This window comes from Pseudonocardia sp. D17 (genome assembly GCF_036984265.1).
GTDB classification, from domain to species: domain Bacteria; phylum Actinomycetota; class Actinomycetes; order Mycobacteriales; family Pseudonocardiaceae; genus Pseudonocardia; species Pseudonocardia benzenivorans.
In genome coordinates this window covers 39068-56710 of record NZ_BPRG01000198.1, presented here as the reverse complement: position 1 = coordinate 56710, position 17643 = coordinate 39068, and the positions used below count along the sequence as shown (strand labels likewise).

Sequence of the window (17643 nt, the reverse complement as noted above, 5' to 3'; positions counted from 1 at the left end):
GCGACGCACCAGTCCCCCGATCCCGGTCGCGCACCGGACCGCTGCGCGTCGGGGCGGGTCGGGACGCGGGCCGTGCGGCCGCGCGTGACGGTCACCCGGCGGAGGCGACCTCCGGGCCGTCGGAGGCCGAGCGCCCGCGGGCGTCCTGCGCCGCGACCCGACGCGCGAACCGGTCCCGCAGGTCGAGGTGCTCCGGCACGTCGTCCGGGTAGCCGGGGCCGACCCGGAACTCGACCTCGTCGAGGTCGACCGGCCGGCCGCAGGACCGGCAGACCACCTGCGGGTCGATGTCGTGTCCGCAGGGGACGTGGTGGACCGAGACCGGCGCCCCGTCCTCGCCGAGCCAGCGGTCCCCCCAGCCGAGCATGGCGGTCAGCACCGGGAAGAAGTCGCGCCCCATGTCGGTGAGGACGTACTCGGCACGGGGCGGGTAGTCCTGGTAGAGGCGCCGCTCCAGCAGGCCGATCTCCACGAGCCTGCGCAGCCGGGCGGAGAGGGTGTTGCGGGGGATGTTCAGCGAGCGCTGGAACTCCTCGAACCGCGTGAGCCCATGGCTCGCGTCACGGACGAGCAGGATCGTCCACGGGTCGCCGAGCACGTCGGCCACGCGGGCGACCGAACACGGCCAGTCGTCGAACGTCGGACGCTTCACGAGACCCAGTCTAGACACGCAACGGACAACCGGCTCGGTCCGCTGCTGGAGCAGTACGACGTGCTGATCTGCCCGACCGTCGCGACCACCGCTCTCAAGGCCGACCACGCGAACGACGACCCGGACTTCCGGATCAACGGCAAGCCCGTCCACCCCTACGTGCAGTGGACACCGACCTACCCGTTCAACCTGGTCAGCCGGTGCCCGGTCGCGTCGGTCCCGTCGGGCTTCAGCTCTGCCGGTGTGCCGACCGGTCTGCAGATCGTCGGCAGGACCTACGACGAGCTGAGCGTCATGACCGCCGCGGCCGCCGTCGAGGCCGCCCGGCCGTGGCGCGACCTGGTGCCGACGCTCTGACGAGCAGCGCCCCGGCGCCCGTCCGCCACCGACAGCTCCCGGTGGCGGGCGGGCGCTACTCGCGCACGATCGCCGCCGACTGGAGACGGATCGCGTCCTGCCCCGGCGGCGCGCCGAACATCCGCCGGTACTCCCGGCTGAACTGCGACGGGCTGTCGTACCCCACCGCGTAGCCGATCGCGCTCACGTCGTGCGGTGCCGCGAGCAGTTCCATCCGGGCCTTCTGCAGCCGGATCTGCTTCTGGTACTGGAGCGGGCTCATCGACGTCACCGCCCGGAAGTGCCGGTTGAGTGACGAGACGCTGGTGCCGACGTCGGCGGCGAGGTCGTCGATGCGGATCACGCGGTCATAGCGGGCACGGACCCAGGCGACCGCGCGTGCGACGAGCGCCAGCCGGCTGTCGGCCGTCCCCGCCTGCCGCACCAGGGCGGCGTGCGGGCCGTTCAGCAGCCGCCAATGGACCTCGCGCCGCACACCCGCGCCCAGGACCTTCAGCTCACGCGGGTCGTCGAACAGCCGCAGCAGGCGGACGAGGGAGTCGAGCAGGTCGTCGTCCGCATCGCTGATCGCCATCCCCGGCGCGTCCTGCGCGCCGGCGGGGACCGGACCGCCCTCGACGAGCAGCTGCGCGATGGTCGCGGGCCGCAGCCGCAGGCCGAGCGTGAGGAAGGGGCGGTCGGGGGTGGCGTCGATGATCTGCGAGGTCAACGGCAGATCGACCGTGAAGACCACGGCCTGGCCGGGACGGTGCTCGAACACCCGCTCGCCCAGGGTCGACCGTTTGGCACCCTGCACGACCAGCACGAGCATCGGCTCGGTCACCGAGGTCATCGGCTCGGTGACGGTGGCCGCGGCGAACACGAGCACGTCGCCGAACCAGACCGGGCGCAGGTCGTCGCCGGCCAGCCCCCGGATCCGGCGGGCGAGTTCGTCCAGGGCGTCCACCCGTCGAGTCAAGCACGCGAGCGAGGCGCTGGTCCATCATCACGATCAGGGCGAGGTTGAGCGGATCGTGCAGCCGATCGCGCGGATCGATCTAGGTGGGCGCGACTCGCGGGGTGTGCACTGAGGGAAGGGTGTCCGACAGTCGCTCCCCGACGTCGCCCTGCATCCTCGTGGAGGTACGCAATGTCATTGGACTCGTATGTCACGCTGGGCCGATCGGGTCTCAGGGTCAGCCCGTTCACGCTCGGCACGATGACGTTCGGCGAGGACTGGGGCTGGGGGACCAGCCCGGAGGAGTCGACGAAGATCCTCCGTGCCTACCTCGACCGCGGCGGCAACTCGATCGACACCGCCAACATCTACACCAACGGCCACTCCGAGCAGATCCTCGGCCAGTTCCTCGCCGGGCAACCGGCCCTGCGCGACCGGCTCGTGCTCGCCACCAAGTTCTTCGGCAACCTGTACCTGAACGACCCGAACGGCGGCGGACCCGGCCGTAAGGCGATCGTGCAACAGCTGGAGAACTCGCTGCGACGGCTGCGGACCGACTACGTCGATCTCTACTGGCTGCACAACTTCGACCCGACCACACCCATCGAGGAGACCCTCCGCGCGCTCGACGACCTCGTCGCGGCGGGCAAGATCCGCTACATCGGGTTCTCGGACGTCCCTGCGTGGGCGACCGCGGAGGCGGCGACGATCGCGCGCCTGCGTGGCTGGTCCCCGCTCATCGCGGTACAGCTGGAGTACTCGCTGCTCGAACGCACCTCGGAGGGCGAGCTGATCCCGATGGCGCAGGCGCTGGGCATGGGGGTGATGCCGTGGTCGCCACTGCGCGGCGGGCTCCTCTCCGGGAAGTACTCCGGCTCCGGCGACGTCGACTCCGGCCGGTCGCTGCGGCCGTCCGCGGACGACCTCGTCGTCATCGACGCGCTCGGCTCGGTCGCCCGGGACGCCGGCGTCACGTCCGCCCAGGCGGCGCTCGCCTGGGCGCTCGGCCGGCCCGGGGTCGACTCCGTCGTGATCGGGGCACGTCGCCTCGACCAACTCGAGGCGAACCTGGGGGCGCTGGACGCGACGTTGAGCGACGACCACCGCGCGCGGCTGGACGAGGTGTCGGCGCCGAGGCTGAACTTCCCGGCCGAGAACAACCGGCTGCTGGCACCGCGGCTGCAGTTCGCGGGGGCCACCGTGGACGGTCGGCCGACGACGGCGACCCCCCTGCTCGCGTCCGCGACCACGCTCTGGTGATCGTGCGTCACGAGCCGGCGACGGCCCCGATCCCGACGATGGAGTCGACATGACCGTGACCGGCTCCCGCTCCCCCGGCGCCCGACCGCTCGGAACCCTCCAGAAGCTGGTCGGGGCGGCCGCCGGCCGGCGGTGGCGGCTGCCGCGCAGGCGCAACCGGGTGCGCGTGGAGCGCGCCGTCGAGGTGCCCATGCGTGACGGCGTGACGCTGCTCGCCGACCACTACATCCCGGACACCGACGCGCCCGCCCCGACGATCCTGGTCCGCTGCCCGTACGGACGAGGCCTGCCGTACAGCCTCCTCTCCGCCCAGCTCTACGCCGAGCGCGGCTACCACGTCCTGTTCCAGAGCTGCCGGGGCACGTTCGGCTCCGGCGGCGTGTTCATCCCGGCGGTCGACGAGGCGAGCGACGGGCACGACACCGTCGCGTGGCTGCGCACCCGGGACTGGTTCGACGGACGGCTCGCCACGGCGGGCGGCAGCTACCTCGGCTTCACGCAGTGGGCGCTCGCCCTCGATCCCCCTCCGGAGCTGAGGGCGATGGTCGTCATGATCGGGGTGCACGACCTCGGTGACGCCGCGTACCGCGAAGGCCCGTTCAACCTCTTCAACCTGCTCAGCTGGTCGGACCTGCTCTCCCACCAGGAAACCGTCGGCCCCCTCGCCGGCATGGTCCGGATGGCGTCGGCGCCCCGGCGGCTGCGCGGCGCGCTGGACCGGCTGCCGCTGCGCGGCGCCATGGACACACTCGGCGGCCGCGGGGCACCGTGGTACGACGACTGGGTCGATCACCCCGACCTGCGGTACCGCTACTGGGACGGGTTCCGCGCCACCGGGGCGCTGCAGCGCGTCACGGTGCCGACGCTCCTGATCGGTGGTTGGCACGACTTCTTCCTCACCCAGACGATGGAGCAGTACGAGGCGTTGCGATCACGTGACGTGCCGGTCGCCCTGACGGTCGGACCGTGGACCCACCTCGACGTCGACAACGCGGTGTCGATGCCCCAGGCGCTGTCCTGGCTCGACACCCACGTCGGAGGACGTGCCGCGGACACCCGCGACGCGCCGGTCAGGGTGTTCGTCGGGGGCGCGGGCGAATGGCAGCAGCACGCCGGCTGGCCACCCGAGCACACGGCGTCGGACACCTGGTACCTGCGGGCGTCGCAACGGCTGGCCCCGACGGCGCCCGCCGACGAGCACAGCACGACGCGGTTCCGCCACGACCCGGCGGACCCGACGCCGGCGGTCGGCGGCCGGGTCATGGCCCTCGGCGGTGGGGCCCGGGACAACCGCCGGCTCGAGGCACGCGACGACGTCGTCACCTTCACGACCGGGACGCTGACCCGGCCCGTCGAGGTGCACGGCCGGCCCGTCGTCGCGCTGCACCTGGTGTCCGACAACGCGAACGCCGACGTCTTCGTCCGCCTGTGCGCCGTCGACCCGTCCGGTCGCTCGGTCAATGTCACCGACCGGCTCGTCCGGTGCAGCGAGGCGGACACGAAGCCCGGCACCGTCCGCAGGCTGGAGATCTCGCTCGATCCGGTGGCGCACAGGTTCGACGCCGGGTACCGCATCCGGCTTCACGTCTCCGGCGGCGCCTTCCCACGGTTCGCCCGCAACCCGGGCACCGGGGAGGCACCGGCGACGGCGACGGCATTGCGGCCGGTGACCCACACGGTGCACCACGACGCGTCCCGACCCTCGTGCCTCTCGTTGCCGTGCATCTCGTCGCCGCCCGCCCGCTCCTGACGCCGACGGTCGGCTACCGCGAGGTCGGCGCCGGGAGGTGGTTCTCGTCGATCCCCAGGACCCGCATCTTGCGGTAGAGGGTCGAGCGCGCGATACCGAGCCGCTCCGCGGCGGCCAGCTTGTTCCCGTGGGTCTCGGCGAGGGCCTCGAGAACGACGTCGCGCTCGGCCCGCGACAGCGACGTCCGGCCCGTGCGACGCCCGGCCGAGCGGTACTCGGGGGCCAGGTGTTCCAGGGCGATGTCCGATCCCGCTGACCGGTTCACCGCGGCGGCCAGCACGGCCGCGAGCTCGCGGACGTTGCCGGGCCAGTCGTGCGCGCCGAGGGCCCGCAGGGTGCCCGGCAGGAGCTTGGGGACCGGGCGGCGGCTGCTGTGCGCGGCGAGGAGCGGCGGCGCCAGGTCGGCGATGTCCTCGACGCGGTAGCGCAGCGGCGGCACCGTGACCGAGAGCGGGAAGTGGTCGAGGACCCGGCCGGCCGGGGTCGCCTCGCCCCGCGTCCGCGCCGTCGCGACCACGCTCCCGGGGACCGCGGCGGCGACGATGCTCTCGACGCGCTCGGCGAGCTCGGGGACGAGCCGGTCGAGATGGCGGAGCACGACCGGGCCGCCGCCCGAGCAGAGCGTCCGCAGCCGGGCGATCCAGCCGGCCGGGTCGTCCTCGGCGAGCACCGCGTCGAGCACGGTGGCCGGTTCCCCGTCCGTCCGGCGCCGGTGCAGGTAGGTCGCCACGTGCAGCTTCCCGACGCCCGGCTCCCCGCAGACGAGCACCGCCCGGCCGGTCCCGACCGCGGCGTCGACGTCGGAGCGCAGCCGGTTCGCCGCGACGCTGCGGCCGACCACGCCGTCGTGGTCGGCCCGCCGGCGGGAGCGGTGCGGGGTCCGCCGGGCGATCGGCGACCGCCCGTCCGTGCGGGTGTGCGGACGCATCTCCACGAGCACGCCCGCCATCTCGCCCTTCTCGCCGATCCGCACGGCGGTGGCCTGGGCGACGACGTCGTGGGCGAGCTGGACCTCGCCGGTGCACTCGTCGCTGCTGCCCAGCATCCGGCAGGCCCAGTCCCACAGGGTGGCCTGGTCGGACAGGTCCAGGATCGCGGACGCGGCCGTGTTCGCCATGATGACGTCCTCGTTCAGCGACACGACCGCCGTCCCGGCGCGGCGGTTCGCCCTGACGAACCGGTCGAGGAGCATCCGCTCGCGCCTGGTGGTCTCCGCGTACATCCGCGACTCGATCTCGCGAACGGCCGCGAGCACCAGCGGCTTCATCGCCCCGTGGGCCTCCTCGACGCGGCACGTCACGTCGAGGACCCCCTCGACCCGGCCCGTCATCGGGTGGCGCACCGGGGAGCCGATGCAGGCGAAGTCCTGCAGGTTCTCGCGGAAGTGCTCGGCCCCGGCCACCGTGAAGGGCTTGGCCGCCTCGAGCGCGCTCCCGATGCCGTTGGTGCCGGTGAACTCCTCGGCGAAGACGAACCCGGGCGCGATCCGTGCCCTGTCGAGCACCCTGACCAGCGAGCGGCCACCAGCACGCCGGTCGATGATCTGGGCGTCGGTGTCGGCGAGGACGATCGAGACGGGGCTGTCCTCGAGCTGCTCGGCCAGGCGGTCGATGACCGGACCGGCGGCCCGCAGCAGCCGCACCGGCCGTTCGAACTCCGGCCGGTAGGGCGCCTCCTCGCCGGTCGGTACGACGCCCACGAGCTGGCACCGTCTCCACGAGGAGAGGATCTCGGTGCGGAAGTCGGGGTCGAGCTCGTCGTCGTGCACGCGGGTGTCGAGCAGCCGCTCCCGTCGCGCGCGGGTCCTGTACCTCTCGTCGCTCGTACGCACAGGCTGCCCCTTCACCGTTGACGAAGGCCGGTGCTGTTGGTCGGTGATCCATCGAACCAGAGCGTTGTGTCACCGTACCGTCCGAAAGTGCGACAGTCCCCGCGCAGCTGGAGCGCTCGGCGGATCATCCGGTACGCCCGGTTCACACACGGGCGCGACGAACGTCCTCGCTCGTTCGGCGCGCCCGCGTGTCGATCCGGTCAGTCGAGCTCGTACTGCGGGTAACCCCCTGCCCTGACCTCGTCCCACTTGCCGAAGTACGAGACCAGGCCACCCGAGTAGTTGAGCATCTGCGCCGGCTTGCCGGGGACGTTCGCCCCCCAGTACCAGGACCGTGCCCTGGTGAACAGCGATCCCTCGAAGAGCTCGTCGACGTGCGCCGTCCACTCCTTCTCGGCGTCACCGGTCGACTCGAACCGGGTGTGCCCGCGCTCGCGCAGGTGCTCGAGGAACTCGACCACGATGTCGCCCTGGTACTCCGCCGAGGTCGGGCCGTTGCAGAACCCCGACGGGCTCTGCGGTCCGTAGAGGAAGATCATGTTCGGGAACCCCGCCGTCGACAGTCCCATGAACGTGTCGACGCGATCGGCCCACTTGTCCTGCAACCGCTCGCCACCGACGCCCTGGATGTCGATCGCCATGATCCCGCCCCGGTTGTTGTCGAACCCGGTGGCCAGGGCGATCACGTCGCACTCGATCAGCCCGTTCCCCGTCACGACGCCCTTCGGCGTGATCTCCAGTACCGGCTCGTCGTTCTGGTCGACGAGCCGCACGCCGTCCCGGTTGAACAGGTCGAAGTAGTCCTGTTCGAGCGCGGGCCGCTTCACGCCGAACGGGTGCGGCGGCGTCTCGGGGGCCAGCAGCTCCGCGGTGACCGGGTTGTGCACGCGCTCGTGGACCTTCTCCCGCCAGAAGTCGTAGAACGTGCGGTTCACCGCCTCGTCGGCGAGCAGGTCGCTGTACATGCCCAACCAGATCGGGAAGCCGCCCTCGGCCCAGAACCGCTCGTAGGTGGCCCGCAGCTGCTCAGGACCCGCCGTCGCGCCCTGCTCGTCCATGAACGTGAAGTCGAAGCCCGCGAAGGCCGTGTAGCGCGTCGCGAAGCGCTCGGGCAGCCCCTTGCGGACCTCGTCGTTCGCGGCGTGGTCGAGGCTGCGCTGGCCCATCGGCAGCGCCAGGTTCGGCGTCCGCTGGAACAGCGTGACCTCGGCGGCCACCTTGGCCGCCTCCTGGAACACCTGCACCCCGCTGGCGCCGGTCCCGATGATGACGACCCGCTTGCCCGTCATGTCGATTCCGCCCTGCGGCCAGCGCGCCGTGTGGTGGCACTCGCCCTCGAAGGTGTCCGTCCCGGGGATGTCGGGGTAGAGCGGCTTCGACCCGAAACCCGTCGCGACGAGGACGACGCGAGCCCTCTGCTGCTTGCCGTCGGCGGAGACGACCGTCCATTCGCGGCGGTCCTCGTCCCAGCGCGCCTGCGCCGCGAACGTGTCGAACTCGATGTCCTTCGACAGTTCGAGCTTGCGGTCGACGTGCTCGAAGTACTCCCGGACCTCCGCGTGGTCCGGGAAGCGCTCCCGGAAGTCGAAGTCCTTCCACAGGTCCTTGTGCGCGAACTGGTAGATGTGCCCGACGGTGTCGGTCCGCGCGCCGGGGTAGCAGTTCCACCACCAGACACCGCCGAGACCACCGGCCGAGTCCCACACCTTCACGTCGAATCCCAGGTCACGGAGCCGGTCGAGCTGGTAGAGGCCCGAGAACCCGCCGCCGATGATGAGCACGTCGAGGACCCCGGCCGCCGTGTCGTGGTCGGTGGGGCCCGCGGGCTGCGTCGTCGTCATGTGTCGCTCCTCGTTCACGAGTCAGGGCCGCCGCCGTCGCCGGCACCTGACGAGAAAGGGATGGTCGTCCTTGTCGGCGGAATCGTCCGGGAAAGAGTCGGCGAACGAACTCGCCGGGCGCACGCCGAGCTCCACCGAATGTGGCGCGCTCAGGAGTAGACGTAACCGCGCGCAAGCTTGATGGGCTGCAGTTCTCTGGTTCCGTCGACGTGCGCGATCGCGGTCTCGTCGTGCCCGGGAAAGACCAGCGCGTCGTTCTCCTGCGCGATCTTCTCGATCTTCTCCAGGGACGTCCGCCACAGGTCGACGTCCCAGTAGATCAGCGGCTCGGCGACCGACTCGACGTAGTTGTCGTTGTGGTAGAGCGCGTCGGAGGTGAGCAGCACCGTGCCGGTGGTGTCGAGCTCTAGCTGCATGGCCATCTGGCCGGGCGTGTGGCCCGGCAGATGGTGCAGCCGCACCCCACCGGCCAACTCCGTGCCGTCGTCGGTGACGAGGGTGGGCTTCTTGTCCCCCAGGAACGCCCAGTCGACCTGGTTGAAGAAGTTCTCACTCTCCCGCAGGCCCATGACGTGCGCGTACTCGCGCTCGTGGACGACGATCTCGGCGCCCGCGTCCTCGAACAGCCGCAGCCCGCCGGCGTGGTCGGTGTGCAGGTGCCCGAACACCACGTACCGGAAGTCCTCGGGGCCGAGGCCCAGCGCCGCGAGCCGCCGCTCGATGTTCGCGTCGGTGCCGAGCTGGTCGAGGTTGACGGCCTCCAGCCACTCCGGCAGCCATTCCGCCGGGGCGTCGGGAGCCACTCCCGTCTCCCAGAGAATCCGCCCCTCGGGCGACTCGATGATGTACGCGATCACCGGGCAGTCGTAGGCGACACCCGTGTTGTGCGGCCGGTTCGACAACAGCGAGAGGTCCAGCTTCATGTGGCCGAGATGGACACCGCGGACGGTGATGCTCATCGTCCGGCACCCACGACGTCGCGTGATTTCGTGTTCATTCCGCTCCTGCTCCTTCACATCCGACGAATCAGGAATGTGACGCAGGATTGTGGGCGGTAGGTGACCGCACCCACTGTCCGAGAATGCAACACCGGGCCCGGGCGTGCGCCCGTGGAGCGAATCGGGACAGTTCCCGGCAGGAGCTCACCGTCCCTCGACGACGTTGTCGATGCGGCGGGCGACGTGACGGTCGCGCCGCTGCGGCACCGCGTCGAGGACCTGGAGCAGCTCGTGCCCGCCCTGCTCGACCGCCTCGCCCCGGGCCGCGGCACGACCTGCAGCGACGACGCCATGGCCGTGCTGGCGCGCCGGGCATGGACGGGGAACGTCACCGAGCTCGGCGACGTCCTCCAGGCGACGCTGCGCCGCCGTCCCGTGGGCACCATCCGCCGCGACGATCTCCCGCCCTCGTGCTCCACCACGAGCCGCCGGGCGCTGTCCCCGATCGAGACCCTCGAGCGGGACGCCATCGTGCAGGCACTCGCCGAGACCGACGGGAACCGCAAGAGCGCCGCCGCCCGGCTCGGGATGTCCCGGTCCTCGCTCTACCGCAAGATCCACGCGTTCGGCATCGACGCGACCGGGTCCGCGCACCGCTGAGGACCGGGCGGCGCCGAGGACCCGGGCGGGGCTTCACCCGAGCGTGGTCTCCGCGGCCCCCGACGGCTCCGGGTCCGGCAGCCGCCGCATGCGCAGCGAGTTGACCAGGCCGGCCGTGGCGGCGAGCAGCGGCACGAGCAGCCCGATCTGGAGCGCGAACGGACGGGCCTCGGTGTTGATCCGGATGATCTCCTGCCGGATCGGCTCGGGCTGGGTGACGAGCAGCTCTGCGAGCTTGGTGTTGCTCATCAACTCGGCGTCCTCCTCCAGCACCTGGGCGACCTGCTGCTTCTCGGCGGGCGGCAGGACGGTGCTGGCGTTCACATCGGCCGTGAACGTCCACGCCAGGGAGGCCAGCATGATCGCGCCGGCGAACGCGAGGCCGAAGGAGAGCCCGAACGACCCGGCCGCCGAGTTGACCCCGGCCGCCTCGCTCACCCGCTCCTCCGGAACGGGGGACAGCGTGTAGTTGTTCAGCTGCGACACGAGCAGCCCCAACCCGGCTCCGGCGACCACGAGCGGACCCACGAGCGCCCAGCCGGTCCCCGCGCGCGGCACGAGCGGCAGCAGGACGGCGACCCCCACCACGACCAGCCCGAACCCCACGCCGACGACGGTGCTCGGCCGCCGCCGGCCGCTCCGCCTCCCGGCCACGATCGCGAGCGCGAACATGCTCAACGACAGCGGCGCGATCGTCAGACCGGCCTCCATGGCGTTGTACTCGAGCACCATCTGCAGGAAGATCGGCAGCACGATCATCGTGCCGCCCAACGCGATCTGCTGCAGCATCTGCTGCGAGACCCCCACCCGGAAGAGCCCCGACGAGAACAGCCCCGGGTCCAGCAACGCGGGCTCGGCGCGACGGGCCCGCCGCCGCAACCAGAACACCAGCGCCACCAGCCCGACGACGCCGATCCCGAGCACCAGGCCGACCCGTTCCCCGCCCTCCTGCCAGACCAGGATCCCGAGCACCAGCCCGCCCATCCCGACGACCGAGAGCAGGGCCCCGACCACGTCCACGCCCCGGGGGCCGGTGTAGGGCACGTCGTGTACGAGCTTGGCGCCCGACAGCACCACCACGATCACGACGACCTCGAGCGCGAAGCCGACCCGCCACGACAGGTACGTCGTGATGAAGCCGCCGAGCAGCGGGCCCACGGCGGCCGCGATCGCCGCCGCCGCGCCGACCAGTGCGTACACCTTCTTGCGCGCGGCCCCGTCGAAGTTCCCGTGGATCAGCGACTGCATCGCGGGCAGCAGGAGCGACGCGCCGAGCCCGCCGATCACGGCCCAGAACACGATCACCGCGGTGAGGCTCTGGGCCAGCGTCATCGCGGTGGCGCCGACGGCGTAACCGAGCAGCCCGACCAGGTAGGCGCGCTTGCGCCCGATGAGGTCGCCGACCTTGCCGCCGATGAGGATGAACGCCGCGGACACCAGCGCCTCGAGCGCGATCGCGGACTGCACCCCGCTCACCGTCGTGCCCAGGTCGCGGACCACCGCGGAGATCGAGACGTTCATCAGCGACGTGTCGACGACCAGGACGAACATCGCCATGGCCAGCAGGAGCCCGAGCGTGCGCTTGCTCCGGTCCAGCTGCGGGGTGCCGGCACCCCCGCCCGCGCTCATGCCGGACTGCCGTCGTGCGCCGCGAGCCCGTGCCCGGGCGGGGCAGGTGTCACCAGCTCCGGGACCGGACGCAGCAGGCCCAGCCCGAAGAGCCGCTCCAGCCGGCGCACCGTGTAGGGGTGCGAGCGCGGCAGCTGCGCGAGCCCGACCCAGAATCCCCGCAGGGCACGGCCCTGCCGGACCAGGGCGGGCACGTCGACGTCGTGCTCGGTGTGCCGTCCCGAGGCGAGCAGGACCAGCCCGGTCGCGCCGTGGGGGGCGAGATGGGCGCCGTGGCGGTCGCAGGAGTACTCGCGCAGCCGCGAGAGGGCCTGCCCCAGCAAGGGGATCCGCTCGGAGTAGGCGACGGAGAGCTGGTACCACAGCGCGACGTGGTGCAGCCGGATGTGGCCCAGCTCGTGGCCCAGGATGAAGCGCAGCCCGTCGCGGTTGCCGCGGTACAGGTTGGTGAACAGCTCGTTGGACAGGACCACGTAGTCGTGCCCCGTGGCCTGCGCGGCGAACGCGTTGAGCGAACCGTTGCCGTTCGCCAGGAAGATGTCCGGCCTGCGCCGCAGCCCGAGCCGGGCCGCGTACTCCTCCGCGACGCCGTAGAGCTCGGGGTACTGCTCCGGCGACAGCTGGACGGCGGTGCCGCGGGTCGAGGCGCGCTGCGTCTCGCGGACCACGACGAGGGCGGGCACGAGCAGCAGCAGGCCGAACAGGGCCCCTCTGATCGCGTTCGCCCACGCCGTGCCCTGCAACGCCGCCGGTACGAACGGCAGCACCACGGCGGCCCGCACGATCCCGGCGACGACTGCCAGGTTGAGGACCACCATGAACACGTAGAACGGGATCTCGGCGCGGTGCCGGAGCCGGTTCGGCGCGGGTGCGGTCGAGCTCGTTGACATCACACGTCCCCGGTTCCGGCGTCGCTTCAGTGAGCGGGCTCGCCGAGCGACCGACCGAGCGCCTTCGCCTTCAGCGCGTCGTACTCCTCCGGGGTGATCGCACCCTGGTCGAGCAGTCGTTTGGCGTCGGCGATCTGGTCGGTCGGACCGCTACCGGCCCCGTTCGCCCCCGCGATCCGGCGGACGTCGTGCTCGTAGGCCTCACGGGCGGCGGCCGCGTCGGACCGGCGCCGCTCGCCCATCTTCCGGCCCTCCGCGATCAGGTACACGAGCGACCCGACGATCGGCAGGAAGATGATCACGATGGTCCAGATCGCCTTGCTCCAGCCGCCGATGTCGTCGCGCCGGAAGATGTCGCCGAAGATGACGAAGATCATCCAGAACCAGAGGACGAACCCGAAGAACACGAGCATCGTCCAGAACAGGTCCAGCAACGGGTAGGTGTCCTGTGCGAGCAGCATCTCCAACCCCTTCTCTCCAGGTGGTCACCCGTCGCGAACGGGTGGGTCAGGGCCGGAATCGCTCCGGCGGGAGGCGGTCGTGTCAGGCGGTGTCGCCGCGGTAGCCGGCGAGCGCCCAGATCACGAGCACGTCGAGGGCGATGATCACGATCGCCCAGACCGGGAAGTACGGCAGGAACGCGAAGTGCGCGATGAGGTTGATCCCGGCGGCCACGATGCCGACGACGCGCGCCCACGTCGCGCCCCAGAGCACGCCCACCCCCGCCGCACCGAGCACGACGGCGAGGACCAGGTGGATCCAGCCCCACGTCGACACGTCGAGCGTGTAGAGGTAGTCGGGCGTCCGGACGTAGATCTCGTCCCGCATGATCGCCACGATGCCGACCAGCACGCCGAGCAACCCGGCGAGCATCATCAGGACCGCCGCGAACAGGGCCATCGTCGTGGTGGCGGCGGCCGCGGCGGCGCTCCGGTGCGGCGTGGTCCGAGTGGTCATCACGACCCCTTTCACGAATACCGTCGAGACGTGATGATCGCCCGTGCCGACAGCCGTCATGCCACCCGAGATGGGTGATTGCGGACCCCGAGCAGCAGGTCGTTCCGGGGTACGGGCCAGGATCGGACGGCGCCGCGAGCCAGGATCAGGACGACGGCGCGGTCGAGGCCGACGGAACAGCCGGACACCCGGACCGGACGCTGTCCAGGATGGGCTTCGCGGCGGCCTGGACCTGCGCGACGGAGCCCGCGAGCACGCCCAGCTTCGCCGACAGCGACGTCTGGTCCTGGATGCCCGAGATCGTCGTCTGCAGCGACGCGAGCGCCTGCTTGAGCGCGTCGACCTGCGGACCGAACTGCGCGGCAGCGGCGGTGCTGAGGTTCTGCCCGGCGACGGCCAGGTTCTGCAGGGCGGCCTTGACGCCCTCCGTACCGACCTTGGTCGCATCCAGCTGCAGGATCGCGTTCGCCGCCGTCTGGAACTCCGCGGCGGCGCCGCACAGCTGGGGCGAGTAGCCGGTGGACGTCGGCGCCGCCGCCGTCGTCACCGGTGGCGGGGGCGGAGCGGACGCCGGGGCCACCGACGGTGACGCGGAGCATCCCGCCAGCGTCACGAGGCCGAGCAGACCGGCGGTGGCGGCGAGGGACACGCGCCGGGTCCTTCGCCGCGTGACGCTGCGGACGGTGTTCACGATGGCCTCCAACGGTCGGGGGCGACGGTCGAACCGTCGCCCGGGGGGGTCACGCGGGCCGTGTCCCCGAGCGGCGCTCAGCGCCCGTGCACCGCCTGGTCGACGACGATCGCCAGGCGGGCGAGCACCTCCTGGCCCTCGCCCCGGGTCACCACCCCGCGGTCGACAGCGGCCTCGACCTCCGCCCGCAGCACCGCGAGCAGCACACCGGCCCGGTCACCGACCCGTGCCGACACCACCCCTCCGGTTCCCGGGCGACCTGCCGACACGGAGCGCAGGAAAAGGGGGCCGGGTTCGCCGGCGGGTTGTGCCATCTCAGCGCCTCCTCGACCCGCGGTGCGGCACGCCGCCCGCCACGTTCCGCCGAGTGTCGGGCCCCGGGGATCGCCGGAGGTCACCCTCCAGGGGTGGTTGTTGCGTCGCGCCGGCCGGCCTCCGATCCTGTTCGCTCCTCGGACCGCTGGTCACGCGGTGTGCGGGTGGACGGGACCGAACCGACGGGGTACCGCAGGGATCGCCGGGCCGACGGTGCCGGCGCGGAGCGCACGATCACCGCCACAGCCGGCCGGGCGCTCGAGGCGCACGCGCCGGATCGTCCACGACGGGCGTCGTCGACGTCCCTGCACCGGGCGGGGCTGCCGCGTCAGACCAGCAGGCCCCAGGCCGCGGCCGTGGCGGCGGCGTCGGCGCGGTTGCGGCAGCCGGTCTTTGCCAGGACGTGCTCGACGTGGGTGGCGACGGTGCGAGCCCCGACGCCGAGGGCACCGGCGATCTCACCGTTGCTCGACCCGTCGGCCAGCGCGGCGAGGACCTGCAGCTCGCGCACCGTCAGGCCCGCGGGCGGCGCCACCTCGCGGTGCAGGACGACGACTCCCGACCGCGCGCGGTACATCTCCAGCGCGTAGGTCGCATCGCGATGCACCAGCAGATGACGAACCGGGCCGCGGACCCGTGCGATCGCGGCCGTGAGCGCCGCGCTCCCGACCAGCTCGACGTGCGGGCGCGCGGACAGCGGCAGGACCCGCCCGTCGGGCGCGACGAGCATCCCCTCGGTGATCCCGTCGTCCAGCCGCGCCGTCGCGGGCTCGGGCGGCGGAACGGGGTCGAGGGCGGCGCCGAGTTCGGGGCCGAGCAGTGCGAGCAGCGCGACGGTGTCGTCGTCGGGATGACGCGAGTCGAGCGTGCTCGCGTTGAGCATGCCGACGTAGCGGCCGTCGGGCGCGTACAGGCACTGGGTGACCCCGTCCCGGAACCCGCTCGGCCCGATGACCAGGTCGAAGATGTCCCCGCGCCGGAGCCGCACCGGCAGGTCGCGAACCCTGGTCGGCACACCCGTGGTCTTGACGGCGCCGAAGAGCGGATCGGTGTGCATGCTCTCGTCGAGGAAGGTCGTCAGGGGTGCCGGGTAGGACGACGCGAGGGCGCGGTGCCGGCCGAGCACCGGGTCCCACACCGACAGCGCCAGGCAGTCCGAGGGCACGATGGTCCGCAGGCACTCCGCGACCGCGAGGGCGGACCCGACGCTGCGGCTACCGTTGCGGCGCAGGAACGACCGCAGCTCGTAGGCCGTGGCCAGCGCGGTCATGCCCGGAAACGCTACCCCGCCGACCGCATCCGTCAATCGACCGATCACAGCCGTCGGTGCCGCTCCTAGCGTCGCCTCCGCCCACCCAGACGGAGGTAGCGATGAAGCCCAGTGAGTACGCCGAACTCGACGCGACCGCGCTCGCCGCACTGATCCGGAGCGGGGAGTCGTCCGCCGACGAGGTCGCGCAGGCGGCCGTCGCCGCGCTCGAGGACGTGCAACCGAAGGTCAACGGGCTCGTCAGCGGCCCGTTCGAGCGCCCGCTCGAGCATGCCGCCGACGGGCCGTTCGCCGGCGTGCCGTTCGCGATCAAGGACCTCATCACGCACGCGGCCGGTGTGCCCACCCGCTCCGGGACCCGCCTGCTCGGCGACGGCGTGCCGATGCCGACCGACACCTACCTGATGGCCCGCTTCCGCCGCGCGGGCCTGGCGACCCTCGGCCTCACCGCGACCCCGGAGCTCGGGTTCAACGCGAACACCGAGGCCGTCGCGACCGGGTCGGTGCGCAACCCGTGGGACCTCGATCGCAGCCCCGGCGGGTCGAGCGGGGGATCCGCGGCACTCGTCGCGGCCCGCGCGCTGCCCGTCGCCCACGCCAACGACGGCGGCGGCTCCATCCGCATCCCCGCGGCCGCGTGCGGGCTCGTCGGGCTCAAGCCGAGCCAGGGCCGGGTCACCCCCGGCCCCGACTACGCCGACCCCCTGCTGGGACTCGGGATCGAGTTCGCCCTGACCCGGACGGTGCGCGACTGCGCGGGCCTGCTCGACGCCGTGCACGGGTACGCGGCCGGGGACCGCTACCGCCTGCCCGATCCCGCCCGCCCGTACGCCGACGAGGTGCGCGCCGGCAGCAGGACCCTGCGCATCGCGTTGCACACCGAGCCGTTCACCGGCAACGGCCCGGTCGATCCCCGGTGCGTCGCCGCCGTCGAGTCCGTCGGCCGGACGCTCGAGGAGCTCGGCCACCACGTCGAGCGGGCCGCACCCGCGCTCGACGCCGACGCCTTCGACGACGCCAACCTCGTCGCCTGGTGTTCCTTCCTGGCCGACGGTGTCGACACGCTGGCCGCCGCGCTCGGCGTCGAGCCGGGTCCGGACAACCTGGAGGCGACCACCCGCGCCTGCGCCGATTTCGGCCGGACCCTGCGCGCCGCCGACATCTACGCGGCCGAGCGGGTGTTCAACACGACCCGTCGCGCGGTCGCGGCCGTCCACGAGACCTACGACCTCGTGCTCACCCCGACGATGAACGCGCCCAACACCGCCGCGGGCCACCTGAACGCCGACGACCCGTCGCTGGACGCGCGCGGCTGGTACGACCGGATCTTCGGCACCGCGGGCTTCACGGCCGTGTCCAACGTGACCGGGAACCCCGCGATCAGCCTGCCGCTCGGGACCACGGCCGAGGGCTGGCCGATCGGGGTCCAGCTCATGGCCCCCTACGCCGAGGAGGCCACGCTGATCGCCCTCGCCGGTGACCTCGAACGCGCCCTGCCCTGGGCCGACCGGCGGCCCGCGGTCGCAGTGGGCTGACCAGGACCGGACGAGGAGCGCCGCGCGTCCGCGGGCGACACGTCGGCCCCGGCCGGGGAGCGGCAAGCGTGGACGATCGGCTTCATCCTCCTCGGGTGACGCCCGGCCCGGGGACGCTCCCGCAGGCTGG

The 17643-nt window shown here is 72.3% G+C and carries 17 protein-coding genes; 5 read left to right on the top strand and 12 right to left on the bottom strand.

The window, feature by feature from the left end; genetic code table 11:
• Nucleotides 1–91: 91 nt before the first annotated feature.
• Nucleotides 92–652, bottom strand: coding sequence for a winged helix-turn-helix transcriptional regulator (locus PSD17_RS26415; RefSeq protein ID WP_083845337.1), 561 nt, complete (start codon nucleotides 650–652; stop codon nucleotides 92–94).
• Here PSD17_RS26415 and PSD17_RS26410 point away from each other — a divergent pair.
• Complete coding sequence (locus PSD17_RS26410; protein WP_083845339.1) at nucleotides 551–1009, top strand: amidase family protein; 459 nt, start codon at nucleotides 551–553, stop codon at nucleotides 1007–1009. The genes PSD17_RS26415 and PSD17_RS26410 overlap by 102 nt on opposite strands.
• A gap of 55 nt (nucleotides 1010–1064) precedes the next feature.
• On the opposite strand, the gene PSD17_RS26405 is transcribed toward PSD17_RS26410, so the two are convergent.
• Nucleotides 1065–1955 (bottom strand): AraC family transcriptional regulator, encoded by an 891-nt coding sequence (locus PSD17_RS26405; RefSeq protein ID WP_013677990.1) that lies wholly within the window; start codon nucleotides 1953–1955, stop codon nucleotides 1065–1067.
• A gap of 183 nt (nucleotides 1956–2138) precedes the next feature.
• Here PSD17_RS26405 and PSD17_RS26400 point away from each other — a divergent pair, with 183 nt between their 5' ends.
• Complete coding sequence (locus tag PSD17_RS26400) at nucleotides 2139–3206, top strand: aldo/keto reductase (RefSeq protein WP_445261039.1); 1068 nt, start codon at nucleotides 2139–2141, stop codon at nucleotides 3204–3206.
• A 49-nt stretch (nucleotides 3207–3255) separates the two neighbouring features.
• Nucleotides 3256–4956, top strand: coding sequence for a CocE/NonD family hydrolase (locus PSD17_RS26395; protein ID WP_339125019.1), 1701 nt, complete (start codon nucleotides 3256–3258; stop codon nucleotides 4954–4956).
• Nucleotides 4957–4969: 13 nt separating this feature from the next.
• On the opposite strand, the gene PSD17_RS26390 is transcribed toward PSD17_RS26395, so the two are convergent.
• The 3 genes from PSD17_RS26390 to PSD17_RS26380 all read right to left on the bottom strand — a co-directional run bounded on the left by PSD17_RS26390 (nucleotide 4970) and on the right by PSD17_RS26380 (nucleotide 9587).
• The gene (locus tag PSD17_RS26390) at nucleotides 4970–6787 is read right to left on the bottom strand and encodes a sigma-54-dependent Fis family transcriptional regulator (RefSeq protein ID WP_339125018.1); all 1818 of its coding nucleotides are present in this window, start codon (nucleotides 6785–6787) and stop codon (nucleotides 4970–4972) included.
• Between the two features lie 200 nt (nucleotides 6788–6987).
• A complete protein-coding gene (locus PSD17_RS26385; RefSeq protein ID WP_339125017.1) occupies nucleotides 6988–8628 on the bottom strand; it encodes a flavin-containing monooxygenase in 1641 nt (546 codons plus the stop codon).
• Nucleotides 8629–8777: 149 nt separating this feature from the next.
• Nucleotides 8778–9587, bottom strand: coding sequence for an N-acyl homoserine lactonase family protein (locus PSD17_RS26380; protein WP_339125016.1), 810 nt, complete (start codon nucleotides 9585–9587; stop codon nucleotides 8778–8780).
• 222 nt (nucleotides 9588–9809) lie between these two features.
• Here PSD17_RS26380 and PSD17_RS26375 point away from each other — a divergent pair, with 222 nt between their 5' ends.
• Nucleotides 9810–10226 (top strand): helix-turn-helix domain-containing protein, encoded by a 417-nt coding sequence (locus PSD17_RS26375; protein ID WP_041760144.1) that lies wholly within the window; start codon nucleotides 9810–9812, stop codon nucleotides 10224–10226.
• 33 nt (nucleotides 10227–10259) lie between these two features.
• Here the strand turns inward: PSD17_RS26375 and PSD17_RS26370 are convergent, their stop codons facing one another.
• From PSD17_RS26370 to PSD17_RS26340, 7 genes are all read right to left on the bottom strand, one after another.
• Nucleotides 10260–11855 (bottom strand): MFS transporter, encoded by a 1596-nt coding sequence (locus tag PSD17_RS26370; RefSeq protein WP_339125015.1) that lies wholly within the window; start codon nucleotides 11853–11855, stop codon nucleotides 10260–10262.
• Nucleotides 11852–12745, bottom strand: coding sequence for a M48 family metallopeptidase (locus PSD17_RS26365; protein WP_339125014.1), 894 nt, complete (start codon nucleotides 12743–12745; stop codon nucleotides 11852–11854). The genes PSD17_RS26370 and PSD17_RS26365 overlap by 4 nt, the downstream gene beginning before the upstream one ends.
• A gap of 26 nt (nucleotides 12746–12771) precedes the next feature.
• Nucleotides 12772–13206, bottom strand: a complete 435-nt coding sequence (locus PSD17_RS26360; protein WP_013677998.1) for an SHOCT domain-containing protein — start codon at nucleotides 13204–13206, stop codon at nucleotides 12772–12774.
• An 82-nt stretch (nucleotides 13207–13288) separates the two neighbouring features.
• Nucleotides 13289–13702, bottom strand: a complete 414-nt coding sequence (locus PSD17_RS26355) for a DUF7144 family membrane protein (RefSeq protein ID WP_041760145.1) — start codon at nucleotides 13700–13702, stop codon at nucleotides 13289–13291.
• Between the two features lie 145 nt (nucleotides 13703–13847).
• Nucleotides 13848–14351 (bottom strand): hypothetical protein, encoded by a 504-nt coding sequence (locus PSD17_RS26350; protein WP_041760146.1) that lies wholly within the window; start codon nucleotides 14349–14351, stop codon nucleotides 13848–13850.
• A gap of 119 nt (nucleotides 14352–14470) precedes the next feature.
• Nucleotides 14471–14629, bottom strand: coding sequence for a hypothetical protein (locus PSD17_RS26345; protein WP_233899203.1), 159 nt, complete (start codon nucleotides 14627–14629; stop codon nucleotides 14471–14473).
• A gap of 407 nt (nucleotides 14630–15036) precedes the next feature.
• Nucleotides 15037–15978 (bottom strand): helix-turn-helix transcriptional regulator, encoded by a 942-nt coding sequence (locus PSD17_RS26340; RefSeq protein ID WP_339125013.1) that lies wholly within the window; start codon nucleotides 15976–15978, stop codon nucleotides 15037–15039.
• Nucleotides 15979–16079: 101 nt separating this feature from the next.
• Here PSD17_RS26340 and PSD17_RS26335 point away from each other — a divergent pair, with 101 nt between their 5' ends.
• Nucleotides 16080–17513 (top strand): amidase, encoded by a 1434-nt coding sequence (locus tag PSD17_RS26335; protein WP_339125012.1) that lies wholly within the window; start codon nucleotides 16080–16082, stop codon nucleotides 17511–17513.
• The last annotated feature ends 130 nt before the right edge of the window (nucleotides 17514–17643 follow it).

Excerpts from the sequence above, each read along its gene's own strand:
- PSD17_RS26385 (WP_339125017.1), bottom strand. The coding sequence starts at position 8,628 with ATGACGACGACGCAGCCCGCGGGCCCCACCGACCACGACACGGCGGCC.
- PSD17_RS26400 (WP_445261039.1), top strand. The coding sequence starts at position 2,139 with ATGTCATTGGACTCGTATGTCACGCTGGGCCGATCGGGTCTCAGGGTC.
- PSD17_RS26365 (WP_339125014.1), bottom strand. The coding sequence starts at position 12,745 with ATGTCAACGAGCTCGACCGCACCCGCGCCGAACCGGCTCCGGCACCGC.
- PSD17_RS26335 (WP_339125012.1), top strand. The coding sequence starts at position 16,080 with ATGAAGCCCAGTGAGTACGCCGAACTCGACGCGACCGCGCTCGCCGCA.
- PSD17_RS26360 (WP_013677998.1), bottom strand. The coding sequence starts at position 13,206 with ATGCTGCTCGCACAGGACACCTACCCGTTGCTGGACCTGTTCTGGACG.
- PSD17_RS26370 (WP_339125015.1), bottom strand. The coding sequence starts at position 11,855 with ATGAGCGCGGGCGGGGGTGCCGGCACCCCGCAGCTGGACCGGAGCAAG.
- PSD17_RS26340 (WP_339125013.1), bottom strand. The coding sequence starts at position 15,978 with ATGACCGCGCTGGCCACGGCCTACGAGCTGCGGTCGTTCCTGCGCCGC.
- PSD17_RS26380 (WP_339125016.1), bottom strand. The coding sequence starts at position 9,587 with ATGAGCATCACCGTCCGCGGTGTCCATCTCGGCCACATGAAGCTGGAC.
- PSD17_RS26410 (WP_083845339.1), top strand. The coding sequence starts at position 551 with ATGGCTCGCGTCACGGACGAGCAGGATCGTCCACGGGTCGCCGAGCAC.
- PSD17_RS26395 (WP_339125019.1), top strand. The coding sequence starts at position 3,256 with ATGACCGTGACCGGCTCCCGCTCCCCCGGCGCCCGACCGCTCGGAACC.
- PSD17_RS26355 (WP_041760145.1), bottom strand. The coding sequence starts at position 13,702 with ATGACCACTCGGACCACGCCGCACCGGAGCGCCGCCGCGGCCGCCGCC.